This window comes from Chryseobacterium sp. UNC8MFCol, from assembly GCF_000482305.1.
Lineage (GTDB): Bacteria > Bacteroidota > Bacteroidia > Flavobacteriales > Weeksellaceae > Chryseobacterium > Chryseobacterium indologenes.
In genome coordinates, this window is sequence record NZ_AXUZ01000004.1 from 362,678 (window position 1) to 374,857 (window position 12,180).

Here is a 12,180-nt window from a genome sequence, read left to right on the forward strand (position 1 = left end):
AATTATTTATCGTTTAAGGTTATCTGTAAAAATTTGTCGCTCCCGAAAAGCAGGTGTATCGCCTGTTTTAATTGCGGGTCGCATTGTGCATCATCTGTATATTCAATCAGGCAGTGAATAGCGAAAATTGAATTGTGTCCGTCAAAAAAATGGTCTGTAAACCAGTTCGGGCGTTTCCAAAGAGGTTCATTTTGGGCTGTTCCTTTTTGTGCATTCTGCACAAGCCTGTACCAAAATTCAGCGGTGAAAAATCCCTTTTGATACCAACCCTCACGGAATGCTGTTTCATTTTGCAGGAAGTAGTCGCATTGCGTTTTTATAGCGTTTTGCAGGTTCTCCAGTTCTGCGGGAAAAAGTTTGCACAACAAGCCCGCTTTATCGAGGTTGTCCATTTTATCTAATGCTTTCATATCTTTTATTTTTAGTAGGCGACCACCTTTGCAGGCAGTCGCCTTTGATGATTAATTGAAGTTGAAAATCTCTGCTCCTGAATAGGCAAAGTCTGTACACAGTTCAAAGGCTTTTTGTGTCTTTAGCTGTGCTGTACCGCCCATTACAATGGATTGTAGTTTGGCTTCGCCATCCCTGTAATTGCGTACATTCTGAAAGTAACCTGTAACGGCATTGTAAGTCCCGAATAATGTGCCTTTGGTAGTTGCCATTTGTTGGGTGTCGCTTATCATAGCGTATTCAAAGGCATCATCTACGGTGTTTTTGAACACGGTGGAAACTTCATCTTCCGCACCTTTTTTGAGCAGGTTAAACGTTTCTTTGTTCGGGCAAAGTGCCAACTGGATTAGCTTTCTTACTTCTCGGTCTGTTACCCTTACTTTAGCCCAGTCATTAAAAATGTTCTCTAACTGTGTGCTTAGGGTGTTGGCAAGTCCCATAACCTTGTGAGCGTTTTCAAGGCGTTGTTTTGCTCCTGACGTGTGTTTGATACGCACTACGTTGGTCATACTCCGCAATGAAGCGTTAAGGGTGTTTTGGCATACGATACGGATAGGGGTAAATGCTGCGGTAATACTTCCGCTACCGTCGTGGCTTGTGGTTAAGAAAATGTACTTTTCTGTTACGTCGTCGCCGTTACCTACACGGATATAGTCGGGTAGCTTGGCAGTGATAAAAATGCGTTCCCCGTTGCCCAATGCCCCTGCGGTTTCGTACAATATTCCCTCGCCTCCACCTACAATAGCATCAAAGAAATTAAATGCCTCACGGTTTTGTACGATATGGTAGTCTTTGCCTACTACGCCTAACGGTGTATTGGTGTCGGTGCGAAGTGTGGCGAAACTGTTAGGTACTAAGATGTCGTTGGCTTCAATCAGTTCTCCGCTGTCGCCTATGCTCATTGTTCTGCCCTGTGTAAACAGTGGGGATTTGATAACCTCGTAATCTAAACCTGCGTGTACTATTGCTTCCTCGCTTGTTGGGTACTGCTCTACGATTTGCCCCAAACCGTGCCACGCTTTTTGTTGAACGCTGAAGAATGAATGACGTCCTGTTTGCTCGTTGAAATTGATGTTGTGTGCCATAATGCTAAAATTTTGATGTTTGAAAAATGTTATTTACTCACTCGCTTTCCTCGTTTCCCGCTTCCTGTTGTGGTTTGCTCCGCTTCGCTTCGCATAAATTTTTCCAAAAGAAAAACCGGAAAAAAGAAAGCAGATAATCCAAGCGGGCTAAGCGGAAAACCAAAAGGAAACGGAATAAGTCCCGGAGGGTGGCAAGGCAACACACAGCAATTCGGCGAAGCCAGCATTTTGCCTTGCCATTATGCCGTAGTCTTTTGGTTGGGCGTGTGGGGTGGCTGCCCGCTATAACTTAGCTGCCTTTTTACCGGTTGATTGTGGAAATTTTCTGTTCTAAATTTTTATAGCATTAATGACCAGGCTATGATAGCCTGTAATAGAGATTTGAAAAATGGAATAGCAGGGAGCGTTAGATAAGGGTTTCGTTTTTCAATTTTCTATTTCTGAAGTAGGTAATAAGCTCTTTTACAGCGTTGGATTGCGTAGAGGAAAGTAAATGTGCTTTACCTACACAAAAAGTATAGGCATAAAAAAAGCAGAACCGTTAAGTTCTGCTCATTGTGATTAACTAAAAGCTGATTAGATTGCCATCATAAACGCTTCTTCCATCGCCTTAAATTTAGGGGTAACTAAATCCATATCCTTACTGATTTTTTGGCTTGTGATTTTAGCATAAATCTGTGTAGTGGAAATATTTTTATGCCCCATCATTTTGCTAAGGCTTTCAAGCGGTACGCCCTCGGTCAAAAACATTGTTCCGAAAGTATGCCTTGCTGTGTGAAAGGTTACTTTTTGCTCCGTAATGATTTCTGCTTTTTCAACCAGTTTACCTATGTGCGTATTGCAGGTTGCATTGGTCGGAACTGGAAAGATAAATTCATTCCTTGTCGTACCCTGATATTTCTCAATGATACGTTTAGGTATTTCCATTAACCGAACATTGGAAGCAATATCTGATTTTTTTCTTCTGCTGATAATCCACTGATGACCGTCAAAAAAAGATTGAATGTTGTTCCTTGTCAGTTTCTTAATATCCGCATAAGCAAGTCCTGTAAAGCAACTGAAAATGAATAGGTCTTTTACAAGTTCATATCGTGGGTGCGATGGTGCGCACATCATCAACCTTTCTACATCTTCTTTAAGGATATAACCCCGGTCGGTTTCTTCCATATTGATTTCGTAATCCTGAAACGGATTATCACGTATCAAGCCTTTTTTAATAGCCAGTTCCACCAGACTTAATACAGGCATAGTGTAAACCCAAACCGTATTATGGGAAGATTGTAAATCGTACCGGAGGTAAAAATCAAACTCACGGATAAAATCGGCAGTCAATTCCCGAAAAGCCATATCATCACGATGATAGCGTTCTTTTATAAACGTGGTAAGATGATTGTAAACCGTGATATACTTGTTGTAGGTGCTTTGTGAGCGTTCTGCCTTTTCGACCAATTTTTTAAAACCCTCATTTTGGTCGCTGAAAACTTTAAGAATTGCATCATCCATTACACCTACACCCAAAAACGATAGCTTTACTTTTTGGGCGGTCGCAAAGCCCTCGTGCTTCAGCATATCTTCATAAATCTTGTCGATGCGCCCACGTATATTATCCAGTTTTTTATTGATGCTTAATGCCTGCGCACTTTTTCCCTGAACTCTTCCGTGTTTTAAATCCCAGTTATTGGGGTTTATTTCTAACTTTGTTCCGAAAGTTTTAGGGGTTCCGTCAATGGTAATACGTGCCATAATCGGGGCATTACCGTTCTTTTTCAGTTCGTTCTTTTTCAGGTAGAAAAGTAGTTTGAACGTGGATTTTTTTGTCTGTTCCATAACTCAAATATTTAACGTTTAAAATTAAATTACATTGAGTTACAAGGGAATGTAGAAAAGGGTGCAAAAAGCTGAAATATAATCAGTTAAGCTATGTAGTTACCTTTATCAATCGGTAACGAATTAGTAACTTAACCTTGTCATTTTAAGCCCAAAACCTATCAGACACCGACTTCCGAACTAAGACTACTATTTTTATAAAGCCTTGTATAGCAACGGTTTTAACCGTTTTGCTTATTTTTGCTTTTTACTAATCTTTTTTTTCAAAAAAAGAGATCTATGATCAATTCATATAATTAAGTAAAAAATAATTCCATAGATCCAAAAAACATAGATGGAGGAGTAAAAAAAGCCCAATCCAAGACTTTTTAATATATTTCCTTTACATTTTCCCGAGTTCTTGAATATCAACCTCAATGCCCTGAAAAATATCCAGTACAACATGGCACTTAAAGACAAAACAGCAGACCAGAAAAAGAGTCCGAGTAATGGTAAAAGAAAAATGAGCAAAATTGAAAATACAATCCATAAAACAACAGAAAGCACAGCGCCTCCTATTCCATCTCCTGCGTCGGGTGGATCAAAGTCAAAGCCATCTATTGTTGGAGCCTTATCTGCATAACGTTTAATTCGTTCTTTATTCAGGATATTTCCTATATTATCTTTTAGTCTTAAACCATAATACAAACCAATGCTTATAAATAAGAAAAAAGATCCTGCAAGAATGGATGTTGATAAGATGGAATTCTGGAATAAAGAACGATGAGAAGCCATCCCGGAAATCCACACACAAAGGATTACCAACGTAATGATTGCTAATGTAGAATAAAACAGAAGTTTTGTTGGCAGAAGTTGTTTCCCTGAAGGTTTCATTAAATGAGATCCCTATTAAAAAACTTTGGCTCCGTTCAGCCTGACGATGCTAATCCTATAGTTTTAACGGTGTCATGCTGAGCAAAGCCAAAGCATTTATTTTTGTTTTGAATTTACTTTAAATTGTTCAAAGCATTTTCCAGTTTCGGAAGCATTACTTTGATTTCATCTACAGCCAGTCCTCCTACTGAAGCGCGGAACCAAGGCTCTGATTTATCTTCTCCAAAGGCAGAGAATGGTACTAAAGCAACACCCGCTTCATTGATCAGATAGAATACAAGGTCGGAGGAGTTTTCAATGACAGCTCCGTCAGGTTTTGTTTTTCCGATATAGTCAAGTTTGATCGTAAGGTATAATGCTCCCATAGGCTCAATGCTGTCTACTGCCAAACCTTTTCCTTTTAAATCCTGAACTCCGCCGTGAAGAACTTTTAAGCTTTCTTCCAGTTTCGCTTTGAAATCTTCTACGAATACGTTTACGTTTTCAGGATTTTCATAAAACTTTGCAGTCGCTTCCTGTTCAGGTTTTGGTGCCCATGCTCCTACGTGTGTAAGCAGAGCTTTCATTTTATCAATGATATGAGCCGGTCCGAATCCCCATCCTACACGTACTCCGGTTGCGGCAAGACATTTTGAAATCCCGTCGATATAGATGGTATAGTCTTTCAATTCAGGGAAAAGAGAAACCGGATCTACGTGTTCTGCACCAAAAGTAAGGTTAGAATAGATCTGGTCATACATAAGGTATAACGGTTTTTCATCTGCTCCTCTTTTTTTGTTTTCGGCAATGACCAATTCACAGATATCAGAAAGTTGCTCTCTGGTAAACATCGTTCCTGTCGGGTTCAATGGTGAACAAAGTGCCAATAGAACAGCCCCGTCCAGATGTGGTCTCAGGTCATCTGCTGTCGGAAGGAAATTGGTTTCAGGTTTTGTTTTTACTTCTACAGCAGTGGCAGAAGTAAGGTACGCATAGTGATTGTTGTTCCATGATGGTGTAGGATATACTACTTTATCTCCTTCATCAACGATTGTTTTGTACACAGCATAGATCAATGGTCTTGATCCTGCGGTAATCAAAATATCATTAGGGGAATAGTCCAGGTTCCATCTGTTTTTTAAGTCTTTGGAAACTTCTTTTCTTAAAGATAAAAGTCCGTTGGCAGGAGGATAATTTGTCAGGTTATTCTGATAGGCTTTCTGAATCTCTTCCTTCAGCAATGCCGGAATAGGATAGATATTAGAATTCAGGTCACCAATAGTAAGATTGGCAATTTCTGCTCCTTTTGCTTTTAGATCATTTACTTCGTTACCAATTTTTACAATTTCAGAACCGATCAGGTTCGCTGCTAATTTTGAAACTTTCACTTTATTCTTATTTAAAATTTACTAATATTTTTTTACATTGATTTCATTATCTATCTTATTTTCAGAAACATGAACATCAAATCGGCTATTAGTTCTTTAGTTTTTATAGTTATAGGATTCACTAATTCCCGGAAGATAGTGTTGGAGTTTTCACCTCACAAACCGCAGTTTCCTTTTTACAGGAAACTATAGTAATGAACAGTATCAACTGTTGTTTTCAGGGTCTGCCAGTGAAGATTAATCCAGTTGTAAATCTGTTTTAACTGCACCTATTTTAGCTTCCAATGATTTTAATTTGTCTCTGAAATCAGCCTCAGAACTGATTGCATCTTTTACTGAAACATAGAACTTGATTTTCGGTTCTGTTCCTGAAGGCCTTACACATACTTTTGTTCCGTCCTGAGTGTAGTAAATCAATACATTCGAGGAAGGGATGTCATTCATTACTTTTTTCTCGTTTGTTGAAACGGTAAAGCTTGTTTGTTCTTTAAAATCCTTAATTTCTTCTACCGGAGAACCTGCCAGTTCTTTTGGTGGATTTTCACGGAAGTTTTTCATCATATTCTGAATTTCTTCAGCTCCTTCTCTTCCTTTTCTTACAATATTGATCAATCCTTCATAATACATTCCTAAGTCTTCGTAGATCTCAATCATGTATTGGTACATTGTTCTTCCATTGGCTTTGCACCATGCCGCAATTTCGCAAGCTAAAAGAATACTTCCGCAAGAATCTTTATCACGAACAAAATCTCCGGTCATAAATCCGAAACTTTCTTCTCCGCCACACACAAATTTTTGTGTTCCTTCGGCTTCACGGATCATTTTTCCGATCCACTTGAATCCTGTAAGACCTACTTTACATTCAACTCCGAACTTCTGTGCGATATCATAGAAAATGTCGGAAGTTACAATCGTAGAACCGATGAATTCTTTTCCGGTAATTCTTTCCTTTTTTCTCCATTCGTTCAGGATATAATACGTAAGGATTGTGTTGGTCTGGTTACCGTTCAGCAATTGCATTTCACCATCAAGATTTCTTACGGCAATTCCCAACCTGTCTCCGTCAGGATCTGTTCCTATTACGATATCTGCATTGGTGATTCTCGCGAGATCCATAGCCATTTCCAATGCTGCAGGTTCTTCCGGGTTTGGAGAATCTACTGTCGGGAAATTTCCGCTTGGAATCATTTGCTCTTTTACAAGATCTATTTTTTTAAATCCTGCCTTTTCAAGAGCTTTTGGAATGGTAGTATATGTTGTTCCGTGAATGGAAGTGAAAACAATGTTTAAGTTTTCTTTTCCTACATTCTGATAGGTAGAGTTTTCGATGCAGGCATCGATGTACACTTCATCCTGCTCCTCTCCGATCCATTCGATCAGTTCGTCATTTCCGTCGAATTTAATTTCATCAAATTTTACAGAATAAACTTCTTTGATGATCGCTTCGTCATTGGGCGGAACAATTTGAGCTCCGTCATTCCAATATACTTTATACCCGTTGTATTCGGGTGGATTGTGAGAGGCTGTCAATACAATTCCTCCGTTACATTTTTTATCACGAACCGTAAAAGACAATTCAGGCGTAGGTCTGTGATCTTTGAAAAGTAGCACTTTAATTCCATTTGCTGTTAAAACATCAGCTACTAATTTTCCAAATTCTTTTGAATTGTGACGAACGTCGTAAGCGATTGCCACCTTAATCTCTTCTCCTTTGAACTGCTCCAGCATGTAGTTGGCCAATCCCTGAGTTGCCTGTCCCAGAGTATATTTATTTAAGCGGTTGGTTCCTACACCCATAATTCCACGCATACCTCCCGTCCCGAATTCCAATTCTCTGTAAAAAGAATCTTCAAGATCAGGGGAATTGCTGTCGATTAAAGCTTGTACTGCATTTCTCGTTTCTGCATCGAAAGTATCACTTAACCAAAGTTTCGCTTTTTCTAATGTGTTCATATTTGTACGTTGTTCTTTTATAATTTGTAAAGTTCCTAGTTTAATGTATGCTGTTTTTTTAATCCAGCTTTTTATTTTCAACCCTGGTGGTTTTTTCCACTTTAAATGCTCTGATCGGATCGTTGTAATAGATAAATTTTGCAGTGTTTTGAATATGACCTTTTAAAGAATCTTTGACGTTTACCTCAGCATAATTCCCATTTTTAGAGTCAATATTCAGATTGGTGATTTTCCAGTAAGGAGCGATCAGACTGGCTGTATCGGATATTTTAATTACTGCATCTTTTGTTAATCCCAAAAAGTTGGCTCTACTCCTATTCTGCATTTCCACCTCTGCTCTTCTGGTATTCACAGAACCCATGAAAGTAGCGTAATTTTTTAAATTCAGTTTAAAATTATCTGTTTTTATTTCACTTGAAATATTCATTTCCACAGAATCTGAAACGGCTACTTTTTCAAGATTATATTTTGAATAAATGGTTACATTGTAAAAATCAACCCCTTTTGTACCTCTTTTTTCTTTGATAGAAAGGGTTTTATCTTCCACATCCACATCAAGGTTTCCTGCCACATTCGGGTAGGTTTCTATTTCTACAAAATTCTTTGGTCCTCTGGCATAAAATACACGGAATTTACCCTGTAGGTCCAGATTAACAAATTCGGGGACATCCACATCTTTCTTTTCAATATTCCCTTTCGGCGTAACTTTTCCACAGGAAACTACAGCAACCAGCATCAATGTGCATATTATTTTCTTCATATTTACTTTACAATATTCTGTTACTTCATGATTATTAAGCATGAACATTCTTATTGGGAGTTTTCAAAGTCATTTGAATGGCTCATTTCAGAAAACTCACAACATATTCTTTAACAAAAATAGGATTAAAATTTTTAAAAAACTTTGTCTTTTGGCAATAAAATACCTGATAATTGACAATTTTTTGCTTTTCGGTTTTTTTATTATTAGGTTCTATTAACAAAAACACCCCGGGAAAATTTCCCGAGGTGTTTTTTATTTTTATTGATATTATTTATTGCTTATACCGTTTCAGCTGAAGCCGAACAGATAGCCAATGTTACAAGAATTGCCACCAGAATAAGTCCGATAATTAAAGGTTTCCAGATGGGTTTCTTTGGATATTGCCATTCATTGGGAAAATATTTCGGAACAAAATAATCGGATAATAAAGCTCCCCCTGCGAATCCGCAAACATATGCAATGGCACTGATAGGTTTTTCCGGAATATTAATAACAATAGCCGTGAGTATCGTAATGACAACGGAAATTCCCAGTGTGGTATAAGCTTCTTTCTTCCTGTTGACGCTCATCAGGTTTTGAAACAACAGAACGCCTCCAAACAGGGTGGAAAGAAAGATAGAAAATCCTAAAATTGCTTTTTTTGAATAGATTTCGGGCAGCTTCTCTTCCATTATATCACTTCGTCAATATTGTAATTCTTATGCTCACGGTTAGTTCGGATGATCATCTCTCCTAAGAATCCGGCAACGAATAACAATGTTCCTAAAATCATCATGGTTAAGGCAATAAAGAACCACGGATTATTGGTAATTAAATGACCGTAAATTCCTCTGGCTACGTCAATAAGCTTTGAAATTCCCAGCCAAAGTGCCGAAAGAAAACCGAAGATAAACATCAGCGTTCCTACAGCTCCGAAGAAGTGCATCGGTCTTCCTCCGAAACGACTCACAAACCAAAGGGTTACCAAATCAAGAAAACCTCTGATAAATCTTTCGGTTCCAAATTTTGAAGTACCATACGGTCTTGCCTGGTGCTGTACTTCTTTCTCAGTAATTCTTCTGAATCCTGCATTAGCAGCCAATACCGGAATATAACGGTGCATATCTCCATATACATCGATGGATTTTACAACCTGCTTTTTATACGCTTTCAGCCCGCAGTTAAAATCATGAAGATAAACTCCTGAAACTTTTCTTGCTGCTGCATTGAATAATTTTGACGGAACATTTTTGGTCATCACATTATCAAAACGCTTCTTTTTCCATCCTGAAACGATGTCATAATTATCGTTGGTCACCATTTTATACAGCTCAGGAATTTCTTCCGGAAAATCCTGTAGATCAGCATCCATGGTAATCACTACCTCTCCGTTTGTTCTTTCAAAAGCAGCATGAAGGGCTTGTGATTTCCCATAATTTCTGGAAAATTTAATCGCGTGGATCTGAGGATACTGTACTTTCAAATTCTCGATAATGCTCCACGACAAATCCGTACTTCCATCGTCTACAAACCAGATTTCATAGGATAAGCTGTTGGATCTGCAGACGTTATCAATTCTTGAAAAAAGCTCTTCCAGAGAGTCTTCTTCGTTCAGTAACGGAATAACTATAGATAAATTCATTTAATCTTTAATAAAAATTAGGCTTGATTTGTTTCCTCGGGTTGATGAATTGTTCTTGTTCTGAAAAATGCTCCGAAAAACACCGACAAAACTACGTAAAATATAAGAATTGCTGCAAAATATCCTGAAAAATGACTTGCGGTAAGCATATCTTTTCCTTTAACGGCTTCCGGTGTGAAGCTCTGTAACCTTTCTTTGTATTTCTGATCAAGCTCATCAATATCTTTCTGATGCTTCATAATCTTTCTTGCAGAAGTATATTCTGTATCCAATTCTGATTTTTGTCTTTGAACGTACTGATAGTTTAAGAGTTTTTTTGCATCGGTGTCGGCAAAGTTTAAAAAGGCATAAATACTGAAAATGGAAAGAATTCCTCCGATAAACATCGGGACAAAAGCTCTTTTGAAAGCTTCTTTAAAGCTTACTACTCTATGGGTGTTCCAGTATGATTTTACAGACCAGAAAGCAGCTCCGGCATATAAAACAGGTAACACAAAAGCATTGGCCTTCAGTGAGATATCGAAATAATTAATTCCTGAGAAAAAGGTATATACTACAAAGAAAACGATCATTGTAGCGATAAAAAGTATAATTCCTAGTGTTGATGGACTTTTAGTCATATTTAAATTTTTAGAAAAAAGTTGAAAAATTATTCCCCTTAATGTCAGCTGTTTAGCTCTACGACTGCATTTTTTCTACTAATTTTCTTTGATAAAGTTTTGAAGTTTATAAATATTTCCTACCTTTGCAACGGCAAGTCCTAAACAACCAGCTCCTGAGAATCCTCCAGGGTGGGAACGCAGCAAAGGTAATCGGTCGTAGCGGTGTGATTTAGGTAGCTTGCCATTTTTTTTTGTCTTAAAGTAAGAAGAGAGGTAATTTGATAATTATCTTTTTTTGTTTTTAATACCTTACGCATCACTTTCATTTTTTCTAATTTTCAGTTTACCTCTGTCAATAATTGATTAAAATTCGAACGTCTCTCCCAATTTTGGTAAAACAAGTTCTACATTTTTGTCTGCAAAATGCTTCAATGCACTTTCATGATTGATTTCAATCGCAGGGAATGTATCAAAATGACATCCGATTACTTTGGGAGTCTTTAATAATTCTGCCGCAGCAAAAGAAGCTTTTCTAGGACACATTGTATAGTGACTACCGATCGGAAGGATAGAAAGGTCTAAATTCCCGTATAATCTTGGGAACAGCTCCATATCTGCCATCACTCCGGTATCTCCCGCCAAATAGATATTCTTACCTTCAGGAAGTCTGAAGATATACCCTACAGGAACGCCTCCATAGCTTCCATCCGGGAAAGAACTTGTATGGTGAGCCGGAACCATGGAAATTTTAAGATCGTCGATTTTTGCCGATCCTCCTAAGTTCACATCATCAATATTTTTAGCCTGTTTGAAGTAACCACATACTTCCGGTACTCCGATCAAGGTAGCTTCCGGATAATGCTGCAACACTTCCGCTACATCTGCAATATGATCTCCATGGGCATGGGTCAACAGAATATAGTCGATTTTTTGTGCGGCAATATCAAAACCTGACTCCGCTTTTTTGTAATTGTAAAAAGGGTCGCTTAAAATGGTCTTGTCCTTGTAGGTGAACAAGAAGCAATTTTGCCCTAAAAATTGTATTTTCATTGTACGTTTAATTTTAAATTATTATTAAACACAAATGACTCAAATGATTTCACTAATAACACCATAAGGATCGTGACATTCGTGAACGCGTTTCTGTCATCTGTGTTTCTTTAAAACGCAAAGCGTTAATTGAGCTATTTTGAAGGAAATTTATCTTCTATGAGCCTCAGGTTGATTCCATGTTCCAGATACGCCTTACAACCGTCCAAAACCGTCGTAAAACCACCTGTATTGTCATTAATCTGCTTAAGGAGTTCTTCGCCTGTCTGACGAAAGCCGTAGCTCTTAATTACCACAAGAGTTCCGTTTTCCATCTTCTTAAATTCATAGTCTACGTTTACTGACGGCTCGCCCCATTGTGTTTTGATGAGTTGGTTGGGAATAATCCGGAGAACGTTTACTACGTTTTTTACGTTGTACATTTCCCACTCCCAGGTTATGGTCTTACCTTCTTCTAATTTTCCGGTAGATTTTGTAAACCAGAAATTAGTGGTCACTTCAGGGTTGATGAATGCTTCAAAAACATCTTCAACAGGTTTTCTGATAAGCATTTGTGCTTCAACATAGACATTGGAACTCATGATAATAA

13 protein-coding genes and 1 other RNA gene are annotated in these 12,180 nt (G+C 38.0%); 2 read left to right on the plus strand and 12 right to left on the minus strand.

All coding sequences use genetic code 11. From position 1 onward, the window contains the following. Positions 1-2: 2 nt before the first annotated feature. Positions 3-410: a hypothetical protein gene (locus M030_RS0104880; protein WP_002978541.1), complete on the minus strand. Its 408-nt coding sequence runs from the start codon at positions 408-410 to the stop codon at positions 3-5. A 51-nt stretch (positions 411-461) separates the two neighbouring features. Continuing rightward, positions 462-1,535 carry a DUF932 domain-containing protein gene (locus tag M030_RS0104885; protein ID WP_002978543.1) on the minus strand — a complete coding sequence of 358 codons (1,074 nt, stop codon included), beginning with the start codon at positions 1,533-1,535 and terminating at the stop codon, positions 462-464. Between M030_RS0104885 and M030_RS25710 the strand changes: the two genes are divergently transcribed. Beyond that, on the plus strand, positions 1,494-1,823 hold the full coding sequence (locus M030_RS25710) for a hypothetical protein (RefSeq protein WP_185097381.1): 330 nt from the start codon (positions 1,494-1,496) through the stop codon (positions 1,821-1,823). The two genes, M030_RS0104885 and M030_RS25710, sit on opposite strands and share 42 nt — an antisense overlap. A 288-nt stretch (positions 1,824-2,111) precedes the next feature. Here M030_RS25710 and M030_RS0104895 read toward each other — a convergent pair whose 3' ends face one another. The 8 genes from M030_RS0104895 to M030_RS0104935 all read right to left on the minus strand — a co-directional run bounded on the left by M030_RS0104895 (position 2,112) and on the right by M030_RS0104935 (position 10,559). Next, positions 2,112-3,362 (minus strand): site-specific integrase, encoded by a 1,251-nt coding sequence (locus M030_RS0104895; RefSeq protein WP_002978546.1) that lies wholly within the window; start codon positions 3,360-3,362, stop codon positions 2,112-2,114. A gap of 288 nt (positions 3,363-3,650) precedes the next feature. Then, on the minus strand, positions 3,651-4,235 hold the full coding sequence (locus M030_RS0104900) for a hypothetical protein (RefSeq protein WP_027372464.1): 585 nt from the start codon (positions 4,233-4,235) through the stop codon (positions 3,651-3,653). A 113-nt stretch (positions 4,236-4,348) separates the two neighbouring features. Next, complete coding sequence (locus tag M030_RS0104905) at positions 4,349-5,602, minus strand: pyridoxal phosphate-dependent aminotransferase (RefSeq protein WP_027372465.1); 1,254 nt, start codon at positions 5,600-5,602, stop codon at positions 4,349-4,351. 237 nt (positions 5,603-5,839) lie between these two features. Then, positions 5,840-7,555, minus strand: coding sequence for a phospho-sugar mutase (locus M030_RS0104910; RefSeq protein WP_027372466.1), 1,716 nt, complete (start codon positions 7,553-7,555; stop codon positions 5,840-5,842). Positions 7,556-7,613: 58 nt separating this feature from the next. Then, a complete protein-coding gene (locus tag M030_RS0104915; RefSeq protein WP_027372467.1) occupies positions 7,614-8,315 on the minus strand; it encodes a GIN domain-containing protein in 702 nt (233 codons plus the stop codon). A 281-nt stretch (positions 8,316-8,596) separates the two neighbouring features. Continuing rightward, positions 8,597-8,989, minus strand: a complete 393-nt coding sequence (locus tag M030_RS0104925) for a rhomboid family intramembrane serine protease (RefSeq protein WP_027372469.1) — start codon at positions 8,987-8,989, stop codon at positions 8,597-8,599. Continuing rightward, on the minus strand, positions 8,989-9,939 hold the full coding sequence (locus tag M030_RS0104930) for a glycosyltransferase family 2 protein (RefSeq protein ID WP_027372470.1): 951 nt from the start codon (positions 9,937-9,939) through the stop codon (positions 8,989-8,991). Before M030_RS0104930 ends, M030_RS0104925 begins: the two co-directional genes overlap by 1 nt. 17 nt (positions 9,940-9,956) lie before the next feature. Beyond that, positions 9,957-10,559 carry a DUF4199 domain-containing protein gene (locus M030_RS0104935; RefSeq protein WP_027372471.1) on the minus strand — a complete coding sequence of 201 codons (603 nt, stop codon included), beginning with the start codon at positions 10,557-10,559 and terminating at the stop codon, positions 9,957-9,959. Positions 10,560-10,690: 131 nt separating this feature from the next. On the opposite strand from M030_RS0104935, the gene ffs reads away from it, so the two are divergent. Further along, positions 10,691-10,788, plus strand: an RNA gene (gene ffs / locus M030_RS25235) — signal recognition particle sRNA small type. A gap of 116 nt (positions 10,789-10,904) precedes the next feature. Here the strand turns inward: ffs and M030_RS0104945 are convergent. Next, positions 10,905-11,591, minus strand: coding sequence for a metal-dependent hydrolase (locus tag M030_RS0104945; RefSeq protein ID WP_027372472.1), 687 nt, complete (start codon positions 11,589-11,591; stop codon positions 10,905-10,907). 134 nt (positions 11,592-11,725) lie between these two features. Beyond that, positions 11,726-12,172 (minus strand): SRPBCC family protein, encoded by a 447-nt coding sequence (locus M030_RS0104950; RefSeq protein ID WP_027372473.1) that lies wholly within the window; start codon positions 12,170-12,172, stop codon positions 11,726-11,728. Positions 12,173-12,180: the final 8 nt, after the last annotated feature.

What these genes read in the sequence shown, in the direction of transcription:
- M030_RS0104945 (WP_027372472.1), bottom strand. Translation starts at nt 11,591, where the DNA reads ATGAAAATACAATTTTTAGGGCAAAATTGCTTCTTGTTCACCTACAAG.
- M030_RS25710 (WP_185097381.1), top strand. Translation starts at nt 1,494, where the DNA reads ATGACGTCCTGTTTGCTCGTTGAAATTGATGTTGTGTGCCATAATGCT.
- M030_RS0104900 (WP_027372464.1), bottom strand. Translation starts at nt 4,235, where the DNA reads ATGAAACCTTCAGGGAAACAACTTCTGCCAACAAAACTTCTGTTTTAT.
- M030_RS0104910 (WP_027372466.1), bottom strand. Translation starts at nt 7,555, where the DNA reads ATGAACACATTAGAAAAAGCGAAACTTTGGTTAAGTGATACTTTCGAT.
- M030_RS0104935 (WP_027372471.1), bottom strand. Translation starts at nt 10,559, where the DNA reads ATGACTAAAAGTCCATCAACACTAGGAATTATACTTTTTATCGCTACA.
- M030_RS0104915 (WP_027372467.1), bottom strand. Translation starts at nt 8,315, where the DNA reads ATGAAGAAAATAATATGCACATTGATGCTGGTTGCTGTAGTTTCCTGT.
- M030_RS0104880 (WP_002978541.1), bottom strand. Translation starts at nt 410, where the DNA reads ATGAAAGCATTAGATAAAATGGACAACCTCGATAAAGCGGGCTTGTTG.
- M030_RS0104950 (WP_027372473.1), bottom strand. Translation starts at nt 12,172, where the DNA reads ATGAGTTCCAATGTCTATGTTGAAGCACAAATGCTTATCAGAAAACCT.
- M030_RS0104885 (WP_002978543.1), bottom strand. Translation starts at nt 1,535, where the DNA reads ATGGCACACAACATCAATTTCAACGAGCAAACAGGACGTCATTCATTC.
- M030_RS0104925 (WP_027372469.1), bottom strand. Translation starts at nt 8,989, where the DNA reads ATGGAAGAGAAGCTGCCCGAAATCTATTCAAAAAAAGCAATTTTAGGA.
- M030_RS0104895 (WP_002978546.1), bottom strand. Translation starts at nt 3,362, where the DNA reads ATGGAACAGACAAAAAAATCCACGTTCAAACTACTTTTCTACCTGAAA.
- M030_RS0104930 (WP_027372470.1), bottom strand. Translation starts at nt 9,939, where the DNA reads ATGAATTTATCTATAGTTATTCCGTTACTGAACGAAGAAGACTCTCTG.